We start from the raw sequence: 20,005 nt of genomic DNA on the forward strand, positions 1-20,005 counted from the left end.
TTGGCGAGCCACCTGGCGCTTTTTCCGGACGCGCAGGCTACCGGATTCTTCGGCTTCTCCTCAAACGACTGCGTCGATCGCCGCGTCTGGCCCAAACCGGATATTCGGGATCAATGCATTTAACGACTGCTTTGCGCCTTCATCCTCGCCGTTCTCGGGCAAAGTGAGTCGTTCCGAAAGCGGCCATCTATTCCAGATACGGCGTCAGCACATCTTCGATCCATTTCATGAATGCGCGGACTCGGCGCGACAGATTGCTCCGATGTGCTACAACGAGGGAAACGGCGATCGCCCGGCGACGAAAATCGGGCATGATCTCCACAAGCGCTCCACTCTCAAAATATTGGCCAATCCCCAAGAGCGGGGCTTGAATCAAGCCAAGGCCGGCGAGGGCAGCGGCGTCGTAGGTTTGCGCGCTGTTGACGTGTAGCGCACCTGGCAACTGAAGCGTCGCGTAGCTGCCGCCGTCCGGATATTCCCATCCATAGGGTCTTGCGCCCAGCATCGTCGAAAAATGAATTGTCCGATGTCCCTGACGCTGGAGATCTTCTAGCGATCGAGGGACGCCAAAGCGCGCCAGATAGGCGGGACTGGCAGCGTTGACCATGCGCAACAGGCCCAGTGGGCGGGCAATCAGCGTCTCATCCCCTATGGCTCCAAGCCGCAATACACAGTCGAACCCCTCTTGAACCAGATCGACTTGCCGATCCGTACTGGACACCTCCAGTTCCAACTCGGGGTGAGCCGCCATGAAATCCGGCAAGGCCGGCACGATCGTTGTGCGCGCCACCTCGGTCGGAAGATCGACCCGTAAACGTCCGCGAAGTGCCACGCGATCGCCTGCGAACATCGAGTGTAGGTCATCGACTTCAGCAAGCAGATCGCGGGCACGGGCATGAAATGCGCGTCCGTCCTCCGTCAACTGAACGCTGCGCGTCGTCCGGTGCAGGAGCCTGACACCGATATCTTCTTCCAGCTTCCGGACCGCCGTTGAGGCTCTCCCCTTTTGGATGCCCAGGCTGTCGGCCGCGCGGGTGAAACTCCCCATTTCCGCTACCGTTATGAAAATGAGGATGGGTTCGAGATTCTGCATTTTCGTGCCTCGGTATTGTTTACCAAAAAGAGAACAGTTGGTTCCTTTCCTCGGTGTTTATCACACCTAAGAGACATAGTACGCTCCGAATATGAGATCCCCCCATCGAGAATGAAAAGTGTCCGAAACTATGAACCTGCATCAGTTGCCTGAAACTACGACCTTGCATCGCGCCCTGTGGGTCGGCCGAATAATGAGCGGGATTGTCGTTATCGCTCTGGTGGCAGACGGCACTATTCAGCTTTTCGCGCCGGCACAGATCGCGAGCATGTTGCAGGAAACCGGGTTCGCGATGGACCTGACCCGTGTCGTGGGTCCGATCATACTCGCCTGCGCCATCCTTTACGCCATCCCGGCCACCGCCGTCCTCGGCGCGATCCTAGTGACGGGCTTTTTGGGAGGCGCGATCTGCGCCCATGTCCGCATTGGTGAGTTGGGATCGCCGCCGGAAATCATTTCCCTGCTTCTGGGCGCGATGACGTGGGGCGGCCTCTATCTGCGCGATCCCCGAATCCGGGCCATTCTACCGCTCATCCATTGAACCAACAGGGGCAGTGCTCTGTCTCTCAACATCAGGAGAAAACATGTTTTTAGTAATGGGAATCACAGGAAAAGTTGGCGGCGCAACGGCAGAACATTTGTTGGCGCACGGCAGGCAGGTGCGCGCGCTCGTCCGCAATCGCGAGAAGGCGGCTAACTGGGCGAATCAGGGCGTGGAATTGGTAGACGGCGATTGGAATGATCCAGCAGCCATCGAGCAAGCGCTCAAAGGCGTCGAAGGCGCGTTCGTCATGTTGCCCGCTGTCTGGGCTCCCTCGCCCGATTACAAAGAAGCAAGGGGCGTGATTGCAAACTATGTCGAAGCGCTCACCAAGGCGGCGCCGCCGCGAGTGGTTGCACTTTCGTCGATGGGTGCTAACAGGACCAGCGGGCTTGGGATGATCACGGCCTTGTCGCTTCTGGAGCAAGGTTTTCGCGACCTGATATCGCCAATTGCATTTGTGCGCGCAGGTGGATTCTTCGAAAATTTTCTTTATGGCTTGCAGGTCGCGCAGGGCGGAACGCTACCGGTCTACTACAATCCGACAAACCGGAAATCGACCATGGTCGCGGCGAACGACATCGGCGCGGAGGTCGCAACCCTTTTGACCGGGCCAGTTTGGTCAGGGCAGCGCGTCGTCGAGCTTGGTTCGATGGTCACCGCGGATGAAGTCGCGGCGCAATTGGGTGAAGTCCTGAATCTCGACGTGAAAGCCTTTGCAGTCCCGCGTGCAGGGTGGGCGGAAGCGTTCGAGCAATTCGGCATCCCGAAAGGCAACACCGGACCTGCCGAAGAAATGTTTGAGGCCGTGAATGCAGGATGGATGGACCTCGGAGTCGCGGGTACGGAGCACGTAGCAGGTACGACGTCCGCACGCGATGTATTCGAGGCTGCACAGAACGCCGCTAAGGCGTAAGTCCGGGACGGATCAAGCGTGCGACGGAGACGCCTGACCTTCTGGATCTCCGGGAGTATTTAGTAGTTTCTGTTTCATGCCGTATGCATCCAGTGCTGCAAAAAATCAAAACTTCTGGAAAATGAGTTAGAGCCAGTGATATCAATAGGTTGCCGCTTTCAAAAGATGTGACCGAAACTCTAAAACCATCGTTCAGGCTCACAACCTTTTCTTCTGATTTCGATGGCTTCTTGCCGCGCAGGCGGTTCCTAAGCCAAATGTCCGCTATCCGCGTCTATTCATTCCATAGCGGACCAGCCGCTCTCGGCCCCGTTCCAGACGGGCAACAATCGCCAACGGCGGTCATCTATTATCCTCCGTAACTCGGTTGCCTATTAACTACCAATCACTGCGATTTCGAATTTTGACATTCCATTGGTCGATCTTAGCGGCCGGTCATCTTCAGAGCCGCTTCGGGGAGGCGTTCACCCTGGACCTCGATCTTCGAAAGACCCATCGCAATTTCGGCGAGATCGTCGAAAGTTAAGTCGAGGTCCACTGCGCCAAGGTTTTCCTCCAACCTTTGCAGCCTGGTCGTCCCCGGAATCGGCACGATCCAAGGTTTCTGTTCAAGCAGCCATGCCAGAGCCACTTGGGCGGACGTTGCGGCCTTGCGCTCGGCTACCGCCTTCACAACATCCACAAGAGCCATGTTGGCCTTGCGGGCATCGGGTGAGAAGCGTGGAACCATGTTGCGGAAGTCGGTCGGGTCGAACTTGGTGTTTTCGTCGATCTTGCCCGTCAAAAACCCCGCGCCGAGAGGGCTGAACGGTACGAAACCGATACCCAATTCCTCAAGCACGGGAAGCAACTCAGATTCCGGCCCCCGCCAGAACATGGAATACTCGCTCTGAACGGCGGTAACAGGATAGACCGCATGAGCACGCCGGATCGTTTGAACGCCCGCTTCTGACAGTCCGTAGTGCTTGACCTTGCCGGCTGCGACTAAATCCTTGATGGCTCCGGCGACGTCCTCGATCGGCACTTCTGGATCGACACGATGTTGGTAGAACAGGTCGATGCGGTCTGACCTCAGGCGCTTCAGACTGGCATCCGCGACAGCCTTGATGTGCTCGGGACGGCTGTTGGTGCCCTCGCCGCGCTTACCCGTTTCCAAGTCAATGTCGAAGCCGAATTTTGTCGCGATCACGACCTGGTCGCGGATCGGCGCGAGAGCTTCTCCGACAAGCTCCTCGTTGACGAACGGCCCGTATGCCTCGGCGGTGTCGAACAAGGTAACGCCGCGCTCGTGCGCGCCGCGAATGAGCTTGATCATCTCTGCCTTGTCGGCCGCAGGGCCGTAGGCCGAAGTCATGCTCATGCAGCCCAGCCCGAGCGCCGAGACTTGCAGGCTTCCAATCTTGCGGGTTTTCATTTCCTTATCACCTTCTGAGTTCAATCTCACTAATCGTACGAATGGCTTCTCGTTTCAAAATTCACGCTCTGCCGCGTCGAAATCGGTGCCGAGACTGATGTTCTTCCAGTCGTCGAGTTCCTGGCGCTGAATCTCCATTTCGGCGCTTACGAGGCGAACGGCGTCGCTTCCCAGGAGTAGCCGGAAGGGCATCTTGTCCCTGTTCACGACCTCGACGATCGCGCGCGCCGCGCGCACTGGATCTCCCGGCTGAGTGCCATGGGTCTGGTCGTTCTCCTTGCGACGCCGGCCAGCCGTGTCGGCATAGTCGGCGATTGCCACACTGCTCTGGTGGAGCGAGCGACCTGTAAAATCGGTCCGGAACGCGCCCGGCTCGACGACCATAACCCGGATACCGAGCGGACCGACTTCCTTCAAAAGTGCGTTGGACATCCCTTCGAGGGCAAATTTCGAGGCCGAATAGAAGCCTGAACCCGGCGCGGCAAAGCGCCCGGCAATCGACGAGACGTTGATGATCGTACCCCTGCGCTGGGCACGCATGCCTGGCAGCACAGCCTTGATCATGAAAACGGGGCCAAAAAAGTTCGTGGCCAGCAGCGCTTTGACGTCCTCGTCGTCAGCCTCTTCAACGGCAGCCCGGTATCCGTAGCCCGCGTTGTTGACCAGCACGTCTATGCCACCAAACCGTTCGAGGGCGTGTCTAACGGTCTCGGCTACCTCCTTCTTGTTCGTGACGTCGAGAGCTGACACCGCGGCGTTGGGAAACCGCTCGGCAAGGTCGCTCAATGTCGAGGGATCCCGCGCCGACATCACGACGTTTTGTCCGTCCTCGAGCAAGCACTGCGCCAATGCCCTGCCCAAACCGCTCGAGCATCCCGTTATGAGCCATGTCGTCATTCTCATCTCCTGTGCTTCTCGAAGGCCAATAGGCGTCAGTCGAGTCCGCTGCGCGTTGTTCAGAATCTAGCGATTGCGGTCGGCTTCCATTAGCTGCAATAATCCGCATGAACCTATTAGATGGACTTATGAATGGCTCAAGAAAACTTCAACGACCTCGTGGCCTTTCTCACCGTAGCGAAGGAGCAGAGCTTTACGAAGGCGGCAGCCAAGCTCGGGGTCTCCCAGTCTGCGCTGAGCCAAACGGTGCGATCACTTGAGGGGCGACTCGGCATCAGGCTTCTCACCCGCACGACCCGAAGCGTCTCCCCTACCGAAGCCGGGCAGCGCCTGCTGACCACTGTGGGTCCGCGGTTCGAAGAGATATCGTCGGAACTAAGTGCGCTCAGCGAACTCAAGGACAAGCCGTCGGGCACGATCCGCATCACCGCAGGCGAACACGCGGCCATCACCATTCTGGCTCCTGCGATCCGCAAACTCGCACCCGTTTATCCCGACCTCAATGTGGAAGTAATCGTCGACTACGGCCTTACCGACATTGTTGCTGAACGGTATGACGCGGGCATCCGCTTGGGGGAGCAGGTCGCAAAAGACATGATCGCCGTGAAGGTGGGAGGCGACATGCGCATGGCCGTCGTTGGAACACCGGATTATTTCGAGCGGTACGGCAGACCGGAGGCTCCGCAGGACCTGACCCAGCACAACTGCATCAACATTCGTCTCCCGACACGCGGCGGCATTTACCCTTGGGATTTTGAGCGCGATGGAAGGGAGATAAAGGTCAGGGTGGATGGACAACTCGTGTTCAACAATCTCGCCATGCGCCTCGACGCTGCGTTGGCGGGTCTTGGCCTCGCCTATCTTCCCGAAGACCAGGCCCAGGCTTACATGGCCGAGGGCCGGCTGGAGCGTGCGCTCGAAGATTGGTGCGAGCCGTTTCCGGGATATCATCTCTACTATCCAAACCGCAGGCACGCCTCGCCAGCCTTCGTCATATTCGTCGACACCCTGCGCTATCGGGGGTGAAGTCGAAGATTATTCCATCACGACTTATCAACTGCTCGCGATTAATAAGCAGGCCTAATAGGCTCATACGGGTTTTAAGGTCTAATGCTGCGTCGTTCTCTCACGTAACTTGGCGTCTTCCAATTTCGTGGGAAGGAACTCGATGAGAGACAATCGTAGAATCTTCGCGTCGACGATAGGCGCAGCACTTTTCCTGATCTCGACGATGGCTTGGGCTCAGGAGACCAAGAACGAGCCATTGGGCATCTATGACCAAGGCAGCTTCGCGGTCGGTGGCAAGGTCATCACGGCTCCGGGCACGTTCGATCCGCTCAAGCCGATGGACCCCGCCGGGCAGACCTACCACGGCGACCACGCCTTCGCCTTTTATCAAGTTCCGGTGGATGCCAGGAAATATCCGATCGTCATGTGGCATGGGGCGGGCCAATCATCGAAGTCGTGGGAGACGACAGCCGACGGCCGGGAGGGATTTCAGACGATCTTTCTCCGGCGGGGCTTCGCCGTCTATCTCCTCGATCAACCGCGAAGGGGCGACGCCGGACGAACCACGATTGAGTCGACGATCAAGCCGACACCCGACGAGCAGCTTTGGTTCAACCAGTTCCGTGTCGGCCCCTGGCCCGACTACTTTGACGGCGTCCAGTTTTCGCGCGATCCCGAGGCTCTCAACCAGTTCTTCCGGGCGATGACACCGAACACCGGACCGTTCGACGTGGACGTCGTATCCGATGGCGTCTCGGCGCTGTTCGACAGGATCGGTCCCGGCGTCCTGTTCACCCATTCCCAGGGCGGTGGGCCCGGCTGGCTGACCGCCACGAAGAACGCGGACGTTAAAGCGATCGTCTCCTTCGAGCCCGGAAGCAGCTTCATATTCCCTGAGGGCGAAGTCCCACCCGACAAACCAAGTGCGTTCGATACTGTCAAGGGCACGGTCCCGATGGACGATTTCATGAAGCTTACGAAGCTACCGATCCTGATCTTCTATGGTGACAATATCCCTACGGAACCGACAAAGATGCCCGCCCAGGACAGTTGGCGCGTCCGGCTCGAGATGGCCCGCCTTTTCCGTGACACCGTCAACAAGCACGGCGGCGACGTCACCGTGGTTAGCCTTCCAGAGATCGGCATCAGGGGCAACACCCACTTTCCCTTCTCCGACCTGAACAACGTCGAAATTGCCGACCTCGTCTCAAAATTCCTGTCCGACAATAAGCTCGATTAATCGGCAATGCCAAGGAGTTGAAGTTGAAAGACATCATAGCAGCCGCCGTCGTCCTGGGCTCGCTTGCATCGCCAGCAGCGGCCGAAGGAAACACAGCCGTGTCCGTGCTGCGCGCCGGCACGCGGGTCCAAACCTTCGGCCCGCCGGAGAACTTCACCGGAACTGTCCGGGTGGATTCCCGGTTCAAGGGCAGTGATCCGGCCCGCATCAGCGGGGGCACCGTTTCGTTCGAAGCAGGTGCACGCACGGCCTGGCACGCCCACCCCTTGAGCCAGACGCTGTTCGTGACCTCCGGTGTCGGTCGCGTTCAACATTGGGACGGCGAGGTCCAGGAAATCCGGCCGGGCGATATCGTCTGGATTCCGCCTGGCGTTAAGCATTGGCACGGTGCTTCGCCTACCGCCGGCATGGTGCATCTCGCATTTTCTGAAGCACAGGACGGAAAGTCGGTCGACTGGCTGGAGCAGGTCACCGACGCGCAATACCGGAAGTGAAGAGCGACATCCGCCAGCATGACGAGAGAAGGATGACGATGAAGAAAGCCATCATACGAATGCCAATGATCGCATTGGCATCGGGCATGATCATGCTCGCCACATGGCAGTTGCATGCCGAGACCAACCGCGTTCAGTTTCCGGAGCTTGAGGGCCTCGTACACTACACCACCGTTCGGCGCGGAGAGGTGACCGAACACATCATGACCACGCCCGAAGCGCTCGAAGCTGTCAAGAAGGGTGAACCCATACCCGCTGGGACACACTTCGTGCTTGTCGACTACCGCGAGGGCAAGGTGCACCGCTATTTTGTCATGCAGAACGGTCCGGGGTGGGGTGACGATTACGAGGAGCGACGTCGCACAGGCGACTGGCAGTTCCAGTGGTTCTGGGCCGACAAGTCGATCAACTTGCAGGAAAACACCACCCGCTGTCAGTCCTGTCACAACTCCCGGTCCGACGAGAATTATCTCTACACCCTCGATGCGTTGAAGGCATTCGACGGAACGGTAGTGGAATGATGGTTTTCATTGTGAACCCCGTCTTCCTGCTTCGCCTGGCATTGGACTTCGGCGCCGTCGGCTTGTTCATGGGCGCAATGGCCTACTGGTGGCTCGACAATCGGACCCACGAATTGGTCGGGACTACCATGTTCGCGTTGCTCTTCCTCCACAACGTCTTCAACCGCCGTTGGTACGGCGGCCTGCCCAAGACCCGGAGGGAGCCACGACCGTTGGCGACCGTGTTTCTCAACTTGGGCCTGCTCGTGACCATCGTAACGCTTCTCACGACCAGTATCCTCATCTCGCAGTCGCTGTTCTTGAGCCTGGCGGTCGGCGGAGCGACGGCGCGCGATGTCCATATCCTGGCCGCCTACTGGGCGATGATAATCATTTCGATCCATCTCGGCATGCACTGGTCAATCGTCATGAATGTCATCTGGGGGCTGTCCGGCCGTGGCAAACCCAACCTTGCCGTAACCATCCTGCTTCGGACGGCTGCGTTCGCGGCGGCCGCCAGCGGTGTCTACAACTCGTTCGAGTTGGATATCGGCTCCAGACTATTGCTCATCCCCACCATGCAGTTCTGGGACTTCAACGAAGACACACTGGGCTTCTTCCTTCACCACGGCTCCGTCGTCGCTCTCTATGTCTGCCTCGGCCACTACGCGATGGTATTGCAGCAGGCATCCAGAAGGCCTCGAGACCGAGCGCTTCGCTGCATTACGGATGTCGCTGGTTCCCCCGAACCCTGATCACCGCCCGCTCGACCTTTAAGATGCCGACTCGCCGAAAAGGAACCACGATGATTTTCAACAAGCTCGCCGCACTCTCTCTAATTCTAATGCTGTCGGGTTCACCCGGAGCTTTGGCGAACGACCAGAACAAGGCAGAATCGATGATCCCCGAAGACCTCGCGGCAATCTCCCCCGCCCTGAAGACATATTCCGAGCGCTTCCTTGAGAACGACCTGTGGAAGAACGCAGCGCTATCTCCACGCGATCGAAGCTTCGTCACCATCTCGGCCCTCGTCGCCATGAATCAGACCGCTGCCATGCCAGAGCAGTTACGTCTGGCACTGGACAATGGTGTGAAGCCATCGGAGCTCTCAGAGGTCATCATGCACCTGGCGCTGTACACCGGCCTTGCCAATGCAAACTCGGCCGCCGGGACATTGCGTAAGATTTTCGAGGACCGCGGCATCGGTGCCGATCACTTAGCACCTGCATCGCCTGACCTGCTTCCTCTGAACGCGGAGGCTGAGGCAATCCGTGCGGCGCGCGTGACCAAGAACCTAGAGCCAACATTTCAGGACCTTCAGGACTACACCACCAATGTCCTGTTCAAGGACCTGTGGCTCCGGCCCGGCCTCGCTCCCCGAGACCGGAGCTTGATGACGGTGAGTGCACTTATCGCGACTGGGCGGGTCGCACAGCTGGCGAGCCACATCAACCTCGGAATGGACAATGGGCTAACGCAAGGCCAGATCGCAGGCACGATCACCCATCTTGCGTTCTACTCCGGCTGGCCGAACGCGATGTCGGCGGTTCCCGTCGCGAATGAAGTCTTTGGAAAGCGCAGCGGCTAGATTTCGCGAACGCTGGCGTCCGCTTAGGGCCATACGCGGTCATATCAGACCGCCACGAGGTATCGAGAACGCGGTTCCAGACGAGCCATTATGCGATATTGAGAACACCAAGGCGGTTTTGTGCTTAAAAGTGGAGACGACCAATGGGGATAAACGTTCATTGAAAATGCCACTAAACGGAGATATTCATTGGTTCCTATAGGTCTTCAATCCTTTCGAGATCGTAAGAAAATATCTGCTAAGTGCCCAAGAGGAATCTTTCGACGAAGTGTATTCAGTTTCCGAAGGTCATCGGAGCAGGTTTGGCCAAGCTTAGCGGTTCATATTATGAGTGGCTTGGTGTGGCAAAGTGTAGACTCGCTGCGCCTGCTTGATGTCCCGAAGACGATAGCGCCCAAGAGCGACCAGGGGCTCATCGACCTCTTTCGCAAGGGCGGATGAGATAAGGACTTCCCGGTTGAGCCGCTTTGCCAAATACAGAAGCCGGCTTGCCTGATTCACGGCTGGGCCGATGACGGTGAAGTCCAACCGCCGAGACGCGCCGACATTGCCATAGGCCACTTCGCCGACGTGCAGGGCCAGACCATGCGTGACAGGCGGAAGACCAGAAGATATTCTGCGATCATTTTCGGCATCATTTCGACGAAAAAACTCCTGTGCGGCGGCCATAGCTTTCCTGCAGGCTGTCGCGCGATCCTGGTCTGCCGAGGTGGGAAATATCGCCAGCACAGAATCGCCCATGAATTTGAGTATCTCCCCGCCATGCGCCTCGACAACCTCACCGATGGTACCGAACCACGCGTTTAGAAGTGCGAGCACTTCGGGGATCGGCGACTGCTCGGAGAGTAGCGTGAAGCCCCGCAGATCAGCAAACCAGATCGCCGCCTCGATCAGTTCGGCAGAACCACGGTCCACACGCCCCTCGATGATCAATTGCCCCGTATTGTGGCCGACATAAGTATCGAGCAAATCTACTGCAATACGCTGCAGGACATGCCGCTCCAGGTAAGGACTGAGGAGCTTCGCCGCGAGTTCGAGCCTATCAAGAGATCCGCCATCAAAACCTGCGGTCCGTCGCGTGGCAAACGAAATCACGGCGGTCCTGGTCTGGTCCAGGAAGGACAGCGGGTACATGACGTAATCGGTCATGTTCTCGAGACGCAGCTCATCCAGGAGCGGCAGGTCAGGATTTGGTGCATCAAGCAACCGACGAAATGGCCTACCCGTCTCATCAACGATGCGGGTCGGGCTATTGAGGTAGGTTTCCGACGTCGACGCCGTGGCCCGGTCGGACGCACGGACCGAGTGACCCTCACTCGTCCAGATGTATTGCCATCCGCTCAACTCAGGATGCAGCACCTCGAGGCCGAGAGAGGCTCGCCCGACCGGAATGCCAGAGCGGACGACCTCCTGACAGAAGGCGATAAACAATTCCCTGACGCTGTCGTGCGGTGCATCATTCGCCAGCCAACGCGCGATGTCTTCCACCCGATCCGCCCTCCCTTCCAATATTTACGTCCGTATTTCGAACCAACCCGTCGTGGCATGAATAATGTTCCAGAGTTTGGCTGGAAGGACAATCTTGGAGACCTTGCTGGGGTCAAGTGTTGTATCGATTTCATCGGCCTTTTCACTCTGGGCGAGATCGACCCATTCCGGGTTCATCACAAGCCCCTGACCGACGGCCACGAGGGACAGGCCGAGTTCGAGGGCGGCCTCGGCTTGTTCGGGTTTTCTGATATACCCTGCGGCGATGACGGGGACTCGGCCTCCCAAGTGCTTGATGATGAGTTCTGCGATAGGCTGGCCGCTGGTATCCTCAATCGGCTCGGTGTCGAGCACACTCGAAAGTGACACGTGAATGTAGTCCACCCCAGTATCCGTGAGATGGTCGAGGAGTTCATATGTGTCGTTTATCCGAAGACCGCCTTCGTCCGACTCCTCCGGCGAAATCCGGTAGCCCAGCAGGAATGGCCGTTCCGCATGCAGCTCTATGATGCGTTTGACCTCTCCGACGACGGCGAGCGGGAAGCGCATGCGGTTCTCGAGCGAGCCACCCCACTCATCACCGCGCTGATTGAACAGCGGCGAGAAGAAGTTCTGGATCAGAAAGCCGTGCGCCCCATGCAACTCGATACCATCGAAACCTGCCTCGATGGCGCGGCGCGTCGCCTGGCCGAATGCATCGATGACGTCGAGGATTTCATCATGGTCGAGGGCTCGGGCGACAATGTCACCGGTGTTGAACGGTCCCGGCGCAGCCTTGAGAGAACTCGCGCTGACAATTTGACCGCCAGGAACCAGTGCAGGGACTGCCTTGTTGCCAGCGTGGAAAATCTGCAGGATCGCGGGCGCACCGCCGCTCCTGGCGGCTTCGGCGAGACGGCGGAGGCTCGGCGTGAAGCTGTCATCATAAGACGCAAATTCGCCCGTAAAGCCAATTCCATCCGGCATGACATGGGTACAGCCGGTCAGCATGAGACCTGCACCTTTTGCCCTGCGGCGATAGTAGGCAACTTCTTCGTCCGAGACCGTTCCATCGTCATTGCCCGACCAAGTCGTCATGGGGGCCATGACAACCCGATTGCGAAGTGTGATCCCGTTGGCGAAGGCGTAGGTCTCAAAAAGTTTGGGGTATGTCTTGTTCATCTCTATCTGTCCTGTCGACACCACGGCATGTGGCGCTGGGGATCAAATAGTGTGGGACAAGTACGCTGATTACCCGCTATAATTCGCATGCAGTTAGAAATGGGATTGATAAATGAGAAAAGGCGATTTTAGCGAACTTGCAGCATTCATCGCCGTGGCCGAAGAAGGCAGCTTCACGCGCGCTGCCGCGAAACTCGGCCTCTCCCAGTCCGCCCTCAGCTACGCTGTCAGGATGCTTGAGCAACGGCTTGATGTGCGCCTTATCTCGCGGACAACGCGCAGCCTGTCGATGACGGAGGCGGGCGAAAGGCTGTTTCATAGCCTACGCCCCGCTTTCGATCATATTGACAATGAAATTGCCGCGATAACCGCTCTTCGTGACAAGCCCGCTGGTACTATCAGGATCACGACGTTCCGACATGCTGCCAGGGTCGTGCTGTGGCCAGTATTGCTGAAGCTCCTTCCTGAATATCCCGACATTACTGTCGAAGTCAGTGTCGATGAAGGACTCACCGATATCGTCGCGGGTCGGTTTGACGCCGGGATACGCTTAGGAGAGCAGGTCGAAAAGGACATGATATCGGTACGGGTGGGCCCTGATGTCCGGATGGCTGTTGTGGGTTCGCCCTCGTACTTTGCCAATCGCAAGCTACCGGAAACCCCACGCGACCTTAACGACCACAATTGCGTCAGTTACCGGCAGATCAAGGGAGGCGGACTTTACGCCTGGGAATTCGAGCGTGAGGGTGTTGAACTGGAGGCGCGCGTGAGCGGTCCGCTCGTCCTCAACGACAATGAGATGATGGAAAACGCCGCTCTCGACGGGATAGGGCTCGTCTATGTGTTCGAGAGCCAGGTCTCAGACCATATTGTGGCAGGTCGCCTACTTCGTGTGCTGGAAGACTGGTGTCCGCCTTACCCGGGGTATCACCTCTACTATCCAAGCAGGCGACAGCACACCCCGGCTTTCTCGCTGCTTGTTGAGGCCCTCCGCTACAGGGGCTAGTCGCGACCAATTGGTATCCCATTTCGCTTACCGGTCACGGATGTTGCAGTACAGTCAATTGCCTACACTCCATTGAGCCTTGGTATTTATCAATGCCATTTCTAACCCCGTGCAGATAATGCCACCTAATCGCATTTTGCTGCGCTCCTTATCTTGTCGTTGAGGACGGGCGTTAACACCGCCGTTTCGGCGACACGATGGGCGCAACGGTGATGTTGCCCAGCGTATCCCTCCTCAGATGAAACGACCGCGTGCCGCCAGAATTTCAGGAGACAAGACATGGACAACGTTAAGCAAGTGACTTGTTCGAGTCATGAAAGTCGGTTGGGCATTGATCGCCGCGAATTCTTGATCAAGACCGCTCTGGCCGGGGCGGCGTTGCCCGTCGCTTCGTCAGTTTGGGCTGCATCATCGGATCAGATACAGGGCAGTAGCAGCATGCTCCAGACAGGAGAAAGCCGGATGAAAACTCGGAAGCTTGGAACGCTGGCAGTTTCGGAAGTCGGCGCTGGATGCATGAGCATCAGCGCGAACTACGGACCTCCAGCCGACAAGAATCAAGGAGTTAGCACCCTTCGCGCGGCCCACAAAAAGGGCGTCACCTTCTTCGACACCGCGGAAGTGTATGGTCCATACACAAGCGAAGAGCTTGTTGGGGAAGCATTGGCACCCATCCGCGACCAGGTCAAAATCGCTACCAAGTTCGGCTTCGCGATCGATGGCACTATTGGCCTGAATAGCCGCCCGGAACGGATCAAGCAGGTCGCTGAGGCTTCTCTCAAGCGCTTGAAGACCGATCGCATCGACCTCTTCTACCAGCACCGCGTCGATCCCAACGTGCCGATCGAAGATGTTGCCGGAGCGGTCAAAGACCTTATCCAGGAAGGCAAGGTCTTGCATTTCGGTCTTTCGGAACCAAGCGTGCGGACAATCCGGCGCGCACATGCCGTTCAACCCGTTGCGGCAGTCCAGACCGAATACTCCATTATGGAAAGAGACCCGGAAACGAACGGCGTTCTTGCCGCCTGCGAGGAACTCGGCATCGGTTTCGTGCCGTGGGGGCCCGTTGGAATGGGATACCTGACCGGGAATATCGATGCCAACACGAAACTGGACCCGAAGACCGATCTTCGAACGACCTTCGATCGCTTCAGCCCCGAAAACATTGCAGCCAATATGCCGTTCGTTGAGTTGCTGAAGCAGTTCGGCGAAAAGAAGGGTGCAACTCCTTCCCAGATTGCCCTGGCGTGGTTGCTGGCGCAGAAGCCATTCATCGTTCCAATCCCCGGCACACGCAACATCGGCCACCTGAATGAGAACCTGGGGGTACTCCGCGTCGAGCTGACGCCTGAAGACCTCGTAGAGCTGCGAACTGCTATCTCGGCGTTGACGGTGCGCGGTGGGCGCATGAATGCAATGCAAATGGGGCTTGTTGACCAGACAGCCTGAACACCTAATCCACTGGCGTCTTGCCAAGTCCCGCCGGACCGCTTTGTCTCCACGCATTCATGAACACCATTTCTAAGTCCATGCAGATAATACCGCCTAATCACCGCTGCGTAAGCCGGTTACGTTACCAACATTCCACAGCAAGGATGCATTATGAGTAAGGTATGGTTCATCACAGGCGCGGGTAGCGGCATCGGGGCAGCAACAGCCGTAGCGGCCCTGAAGGCTGGCGATAAAGTCGTCGCGACTGGTCGAAATCTCGATAAGGTTCATAACGCTCTGCGCGGTGTGGCAAGCGAGAGTGTCGCGTTTGTTCAATTGGACGTTGCCAATGAAGCCCAGGCTAAGGGTGCTGCCGAAGAGGCCGTGAAGGCGTTCGGTCGCATCGACGTTCTGCTCAACAACGCGGGCTACAGCCTGCTCGGAAACTTCGAAGAATTGACCACCACCGAAATCGATGGGCTTATCTCGACCAATCTGTACGGTGTCATTTACGCTATGCGCGCGGTCCTTCCGGTTATGCGCAAACAGCGCTCGGGCCAGATCATCAACATCAGTTCGCTTGCCGGGGTCATGGGCTTCAAGCACTGCAGTGCTTATAGCGCTGCCAAATTTGCAGTCGAGGGACTATCTCAATCGGTGGCTCAAGAAGTCGAACAGTTCGGCATCAAGATCACGGCGGTCGCGCCGGGTTTCTTTCGGACAAACCTTCTTGACGTACAAAATGCCAAATACGGCAACAGTAGCATTGACGACTATGCTGCGGAAGGAACTGCGAAGGATATGTGGTCAGGCTATGATGGCAAACAGCAGGGCGATCCAGCGAAACTCGCCGATGTCCTTGTGAAGATCGCCGGGATGGAAAACCCGCCTCAGCAGTTCATCGCTGGTAGCGACGCTCTTGCGGCATTTGCTCCAGCCCTCGAAACAAGGCTCGAAGAACTTCGCGCCCATGTAGAACTGTCGAATTCGACAGATGGCTCATTCTAGACTCACGCGTAGGCTACTTAGATCACAGACGGAACGCTTTTGAAGCGCAAGTCGCCCACCCTTGCACCAGCACTATGCAACCACAATCGTCCTCAGTTGCATTTGCAGTGTGCCATCTCGGAAAACACTCATGCCGAAAATCCTGACTTATGTCGCCGCCTGTGGCCTGGTTCTTCTCTCAACGGTAGCTCCTGGCCTTGCGGAGGGAGACGTTGCCTTGGGGCAAAAAGCGTTTCAACGCTGTTCTGCCTGTCATACAACTACCGACCAGGGAAAAGCCGGTCCCGGCCTCGGCGGAGTTGTCGGGCGTCCCGCCGGCTCCGTTGAGGCGTTTCGCTATTCGGCAGCCATGAAGTCCTCCGGATTGGTATGGGACGAGGCAACACTGGACCGGTTTCTCGCGGCTCCCCAAAATGTTGTTGCGAAAACCACCATGACGGTGAGTGTGACCAAGCCGGAAGATCGGCAAAACATTATCGCATACCTGAAATCATTGTCGCAGTAGGGTATGGCTCGCCACTAAATGGAACGAACATCAAGCTTGGCGGCAGACTGGTCGATGCGGCAATGCGATGGCTCGTTTTTTGATACGCATTCAGAAATCACCTTTCTAAGGTCATGCAGATCAGCCGATCTAATCGCGCTCTTCCAGGCGCGCTATCGTCGCAAGCTGCAGGAGCCATCAGCCCGAGGCGCCGTGCTTTAGCGCATTCGTGTGGAGCAATTGAGGAGAATCGACCTACCATGACCACACTTAACATCAACGGCCGCGATCACGAGGTCGACGCCGACCCTGAAACGCCGATCTTATGGGTCCTGCGTGACACGCTGGGGATGACCGGCACAAAGTTCGGCTGCGGTGCGGCGCTTTGCGGCGCTTGCACCGTGCATCTGGATGGCGAGGCGATCCGCTCCTGCAGCACCCCCATCTCGGCAGCTGAGGGCCTGAAAATTACCACAATTGAGAAGGTGACCGATGGCACCGACCGCGTCGGCGCCGCTGTGCATGCCGCATGGATCAAGCACGATGTCGCCCAATGCGGCTACTGTCAGAGTGGTCAGATCATGAGCGCGACGGCCTTTCTCGCCAGCTTATCCGCCGGCACCCAGCCGACCTCTGCCGATATCGACACCGCAATGCAAGGCAACATCTGTCGCTGTGGAACTTATGACCGTATCCGCGCCGCTATAGCTGACGCCGCCAGCACTCTCGTCTGAAGGAGACGTCCTATGTTGCCCAACATCGATTATAGTGAATTGCCGCGCGCGCTGCAGCACATGCTGGAACGGGGTCGTTCCACGACAGCTCAGGCGCTGCCGCGCCGCAGCTTTCTCAAGATGGCCGGAGGCTTCGGGCTGGCAGTCGGCGTCTTTCCCCACCTCGCCGGCGCACAAACGAGTGGTGCGTCCGCCGCGACCAGCAACCTCAAGCCAACCGAACAGCCCTCCGCTTTTGTACACATCACACCCAACGGTGAGGTTACGGTTACTATCAATCGGCTGGAGTTCGGCCAAGGTGTCCAAACGGCACTGCCCATGATCCTTGCCGAGGAGCTCGACGCGGACTGGAGCCTGGTACGCAGTCAGCTCGGCACCAACGATATGGCCTATGCGGACCCTCTCTTTGGTATTCACCTAACTGGCGGTTCCCATACGATCAAGAACAGCTTTACGCAATATCGTGAACTCGGCGCGAGAGTACGGGCCATGCTGCTGGGTGCCGCGGCAGCGCGCTGGAATGTGGACGTTTCCACTCTGCGCACGGAGGCCGGCATGGTTCTGGGCACCGGTGGGCGCAAGCTTGGCTACGGCGAGCTTGCCGAGGCGGCCATGGCCTTTCCCGTGCCTCAGACGATCGCGCTGAAGGATCCGAAAGACTTCCGCATCATCGGCCAACCCACCCAGCGGCTCGATGCAAAAGCGAAAAGCAGTGGACAGCAGGCCTTTGGTATCGACTTCAAACTCCCGGGACAATTGACAGCCGTCGTGGCCCGCCCACCAGTGTTCGGCGGCAAGATAGCGTCGTTGGACGAAAGCGCGGCAAGGGCAATAAAGGGCGTGAAGGCGGTCCTTCGGGTGCCGCTGGATGGCGGTGCCGAAGGGGTGGCCGTGGTCGCTGACGGATATTGGCAGGCCACCCGGGGCCGAGACGCCCTGGCGTTGGAATGGAACACATCGGCGGTGGAAAAGGTCGATAGTGAAAGGCAGCTTGCCCAGTATCGGGAACTGGCCACGAGCCCCGGCCCGCTTAAGTTCGACGCCGACGTGGCGCCGCTTGCGACTGCACCCCGGCAACTCGAAGCCGAGTTCATTTTCCCGTACCTCGCCCATGCGGCGATGGAGCCCTTGAACTGTACGGTATCCCTGACAGTTGAGAGCGCCGAGATCTGGGTCGGCAGTCAGTGTGCCGGCCTCGACGCAGGTGCTGCGGCGAATGCTTTGGGTCTGAAACCAGAGCAGGTCAAACTGAACGTGCAAATGGCGGGCGGCGGCTTTGGCCGTCGTTTCTCAAGTACGAGCGACACAGTTGTGGAGGCCTGCCAGGTCGCCAAAGCAGCGCGTGCCGCCGGATTGACTGCGCCGATACGCACGCTGTGGAGCCGCGAGGACGATATCCGGGGCGGGTATTACCGCCCCATGCACCTTCATCGCGCCCGCATCGGCTTTGATGAAAGCGGCAAGGTGTTGGCATGGGATCACGTCATTGTGGGCCAATCCATCACCACGGGCACTGTGTTTGGCGAATTCCAGGTGAAAGACGGTGTTGACAGCACGGCGACGGAAGGCATGCGCGAGCCCTATGGGTTGCCTATGCGGCTGACAGTCCATCATCCCAAGGTCAACGTTCCAGTCTTGTGGTGGCGCAGCGTCGGCTCCACACACACCGCTTTCGTGATGGAAACCCTGCTCGACGATATCGCCCACGCAACGAACCAAGACCCCGTCGCCTACCGCATGCAGCTTTTTGGAGACAACCATCCGCGCCATCGAGACGCATTACAGCTGGCCGTTGATAAGAGTGGTTATGGAAAGACCGCTCTGCCTGAGGGCAGAGCCTGGGGCGTGGCGGTTCACGAATCCTTCGATTCCGTGGTCGCGTACGTGGTGGAAGCGTCCGTCACGGACGGCCAGCCGAAATTGCATCGTGTTACCTCAGGCGTGCACTGTAATCTCGCCGTGAACCCCCGAACGATAGAAGCCCAAGTGCAGGGCGCAGCGATCATGGGCCTGTCGATGTGCCTGGCAGGTTCGGCCATCACGCTCAAGGACGGCGTTGTGGAGCAGAGCAACTTCAGCGACTATACGGTGGCGCGCATTACGGATGTGCCGGCGTTCGATGTCCACATTGTACCGAGCGCTGATGCGCCAACCGGTATGGGCGAACCCGGCCTGCCGCCGCTCGCTCCTGCCTTCGCCAATGCTGTTGCACGGTTGACCGGCAAGTCGCTGCGGCAATTACCATTCGACTTGGCATAGCGCTATTGCATCGGATCCCCAAAGACATCAAAGCGGTTTACTTGACCCGAAGCCAGCGGCAGCGAAGCCGCCCGTCTCCATCGACGCGACGAGGGCAAACAAGCCGCTCATGGACTCGAGGTTGTTGATCGCGGACATCTCGCATTAGTCGGCCAAGTGGACGTATTCCGTCAATACCCAACCGGCTCCCTTATTCAGGAGATAATATAATGGCAGTCAGCAAGCACTTGATGGAGCGCTTCGTCGAATTCATCAATACGGCGAGCGAAACGCTCGCCGAGGAGCTCGTCTCACCCGAGGCGATATTCCATATTCCAGGCCGTCCAGCGCCCATGGTTGGACCGGCCGGCTATCTCCAGATCATTGCGATGATGCGGAGCGGTTTTCCCGACATCCAGTGGACTCTCGAGGAAACGATCACCGAGGGAGACGATGTCGCTGCGCGCTTCACCATGAGAGGTACGCACCAGGGCAACTTCTTCGGAGTGCCGCCGACAGGCATGGCAATCGTCGTCCAGGCAATGAATTTCTACCGCTGGTCCGATGGGAAGATCGTTGCAGAACGGGGACAGCCCGACCTTCTGGGCCTGCTGCAGCAGATCGGCGCCGCACCGATGTGATCGTCAGAGCCAAGTGGCTTTAGTGAGCGGTGATCGCCCAAATTTCTGAGAAGGGTAGGATCGACAAACCTGAGCTCCTCCAAAGCATGATCGGGAGAACTCGCGTCTTGCCCGCAAACGTCT

General features: G+C 58.1%; 20 protein-coding genes. 15 read left to right on the forward strand and 5 right to left on the reverse strand.

What is annotated here, in order from left to right:
* Positions 1-187: 187 nt before the first annotated feature.
* Positions 188-1,093: a LysR family transcriptional regulator gene (locus tag ACSQ3H_RS02950; protein WP_436115661.1), complete on the reverse strand. Its 906-nt coding sequence runs from the start codon at positions 1,091-1,093 to the stop codon at positions 188-190.
* A gap of 118 nt (positions 1,094-1,211) precedes the next feature.
* Between ACSQ3H_RS02950 and ACSQ3H_RS02955 the strand changes: the two genes are divergently transcribed.
* The gene (locus ACSQ3H_RS02955; protein ID WP_436115662.1) at positions 1,212-1,634 is read left to right on the forward strand and encodes a DoxX family protein; all 423 of its coding nucleotides are present in this window, start codon (positions 1,212-1,214) and stop codon (positions 1,632-1,634) included.
* Between the two features lie 43 nt (positions 1,635-1,677).
* Positions 1,678-2,550, forward strand: coding sequence for an NmrA family NAD(P)-binding protein (locus tag ACSQ3H_RS02960; RefSeq protein ID WP_436115663.1), 873 nt, complete (start codon positions 1,678-1,680; stop codon positions 2,548-2,550).
* A 424-nt stretch (positions 2,551-2,974) separates the two neighbouring features.
* Here the strand turns inward: ACSQ3H_RS02960 and ACSQ3H_RS02965 are convergent, their stop codons facing one another.
* Positions 2,975-3,964: an aldo/keto reductase gene (locus ACSQ3H_RS02965; RefSeq protein WP_436115664.1), complete on the reverse strand. Its 990-nt coding sequence runs from the start codon at positions 3,962-3,964 to the stop codon at positions 2,975-2,977.
* A 54-nt stretch (positions 3,965-4,018) separates the two neighbouring features.
* On the reverse strand, positions 4,019-4,861 hold the full coding sequence (locus ACSQ3H_RS02970) for an oxidoreductase (protein WP_436115665.1): 843 nt from the start codon (positions 4,859-4,861) through the stop codon (positions 4,019-4,021).
* A gap of 132 nt (positions 4,862-4,993) precedes the next feature.
* Here ACSQ3H_RS02970 and ACSQ3H_RS02975 point away from each other — a divergent pair, with 132 nt between their 5' ends.
* From ACSQ3H_RS02975 to ACSQ3H_RS03000, 6 genes are all read left to right on the forward strand, one after another.
* Positions 4,994-5,887, forward strand: coding sequence for a LysR family transcriptional regulator (locus ACSQ3H_RS02975; RefSeq protein ID WP_436115666.1), 894 nt, complete (start codon positions 4,994-4,996; stop codon positions 5,885-5,887).
* 205 nt (positions 5,888-6,092) lie between these two features.
* Positions 6,093-7,109, forward strand: coding sequence for an alpha/beta hydrolase (locus tag ACSQ3H_RS02980; RefSeq protein ID WP_436119330.1), 1,017 nt, complete (start codon positions 6,093-6,095; stop codon positions 7,107-7,109).
* A 17-nt stretch (positions 7,110-7,126) separates the two neighbouring features.
* Positions 7,127-7,603 (forward strand): (R)-mandelonitrile lyase, encoded by a 477-nt coding sequence (locus ACSQ3H_RS02985; protein ID WP_436115667.1) that lies wholly within the window; start codon positions 7,127-7,129, stop codon positions 7,601-7,603.
* Between the two features lie 38 nt (positions 7,604-7,641).
* Positions 7,642-8,124, forward strand: a complete 483-nt coding sequence (locus ACSQ3H_RS02990) for a cytochrome P460 family protein (protein ID WP_436115668.1) — start codon at positions 7,642-7,644, stop codon at positions 8,122-8,124.
* Positions 8,121-8,858, forward strand: coding sequence for a DUF4405 domain-containing protein (locus ACSQ3H_RS02995; protein WP_436115669.1), 738 nt, complete (start codon positions 8,121-8,123; stop codon positions 8,856-8,858). The genes ACSQ3H_RS02990 and ACSQ3H_RS02995 overlap by 4 nt, the downstream gene beginning before the upstream one ends.
* A gap of 50 nt (positions 8,859-8,908) precedes the next feature.
* On the forward strand, positions 8,909-9,691 hold the full coding sequence (locus tag ACSQ3H_RS03000) for a carboxymuconolactone decarboxylase family protein (RefSeq protein ID WP_436115670.1): 783 nt from the start codon (positions 8,909-8,911) through the stop codon (positions 9,689-9,691).
* Positions 9,692-10,003: 312 nt separating this feature from the next.
* On the opposite strand, the gene ACSQ3H_RS03005 is transcribed toward ACSQ3H_RS03000, so the two are convergent.
* Both ACSQ3H_RS03005 and ACSQ3H_RS03010 read right to left on the reverse strand, forming a co-directional pair.
* Positions 10,004-11,179, reverse strand: a complete 1,176-nt coding sequence (locus ACSQ3H_RS03005; protein WP_436115671.1) for an adenylate/guanylate cyclase domain-containing protein — start codon at positions 11,177-11,179, stop codon at positions 10,004-10,006.
* Between the two features lie 24 nt (positions 11,180-11,203).
* Positions 11,204-12,340, reverse strand: coding sequence for an NADH-dependent flavin oxidoreductase (locus tag ACSQ3H_RS03010; protein WP_436115672.1), 1,137 nt, complete (start codon positions 12,338-12,340; stop codon positions 11,204-11,206).
* A gap of 112 nt (positions 12,341-12,452) precedes the next feature.
* Between ACSQ3H_RS03010 and ACSQ3H_RS03015 the strand changes: the two genes are divergently transcribed.
* The 7 genes from ACSQ3H_RS03015 (at position 12,453) to ACSQ3H_RS03045 (ending at position 19,882) form a co-directional block, all read left to right on the forward strand.
* Positions 12,453-13,346 carry a LysR family transcriptional regulator gene (locus ACSQ3H_RS03015; RefSeq protein ID WP_436115673.1) on the forward strand — a complete coding sequence of 298 codons (894 nt, stop codon included), beginning with the start codon at positions 12,453-12,455 and terminating at the stop codon, positions 13,344-13,346.
* Between the two features lie 462 nt (positions 13,347-13,808).
* A complete protein-coding gene (locus ACSQ3H_RS03020) occupies positions 13,809-14,795 on the forward strand; it encodes an aldo/keto reductase (RefSeq protein ID WP_436115674.1) in 987 nt (328 codons plus the stop codon).
* A 153-nt stretch (positions 14,796-14,948) separates the two neighbouring features.
* Positions 14,949-15,785 (forward strand): SDR family oxidoreductase, encoded by an 837-nt coding sequence (locus ACSQ3H_RS03025; protein ID WP_436115675.1) that lies wholly within the window; start codon positions 14,949-14,951, stop codon positions 15,783-15,785.
* Between the two features lie 130 nt (positions 15,786-15,915).
* On the forward strand, positions 15,916-16,290 hold the full coding sequence (locus ACSQ3H_RS03030; protein WP_436115676.1) for a c-type cytochrome: 375 nt from the start codon (positions 15,916-15,918) through the stop codon (positions 16,288-16,290).
* Positions 16,291-16,529: 239 nt separating this feature from the next.
* Positions 16,530-17,003 (forward strand): (2Fe-2S)-binding protein, encoded by a 474-nt coding sequence (locus ACSQ3H_RS03035; protein WP_436115677.1) that lies wholly within the window; start codon positions 16,530-16,532, stop codon positions 17,001-17,003.
* A gap of 12 nt (positions 17,004-17,015) precedes the next feature.
* Positions 17,016-19,262, forward strand: coding sequence for a molybdopterin cofactor-binding domain-containing protein (locus tag ACSQ3H_RS03040; protein ID WP_436115678.1), 2,247 nt, complete (start codon positions 17,016-17,018; stop codon positions 19,260-19,262).
* 209 nt (positions 19,263-19,471) lie between these two features.
* Positions 19,472-19,882 (forward strand): ester cyclase, encoded by a 411-nt coding sequence (locus ACSQ3H_RS03045; RefSeq protein ID WP_436115679.1) that lies wholly within the window; start codon positions 19,472-19,474, stop codon positions 19,880-19,882.
* Positions 19,883-20,005 lie beyond the last annotated feature (123 nt).

This window comes from Phyllobacterium sp. LjRoot231 (genome assembly GCF_964253365.1).
Classification (GTDB): Bacteria; Pseudomonadota; Alphaproteobacteria; order Rhizobiales; family Rhizobiaceae; genus Phyllobacterium.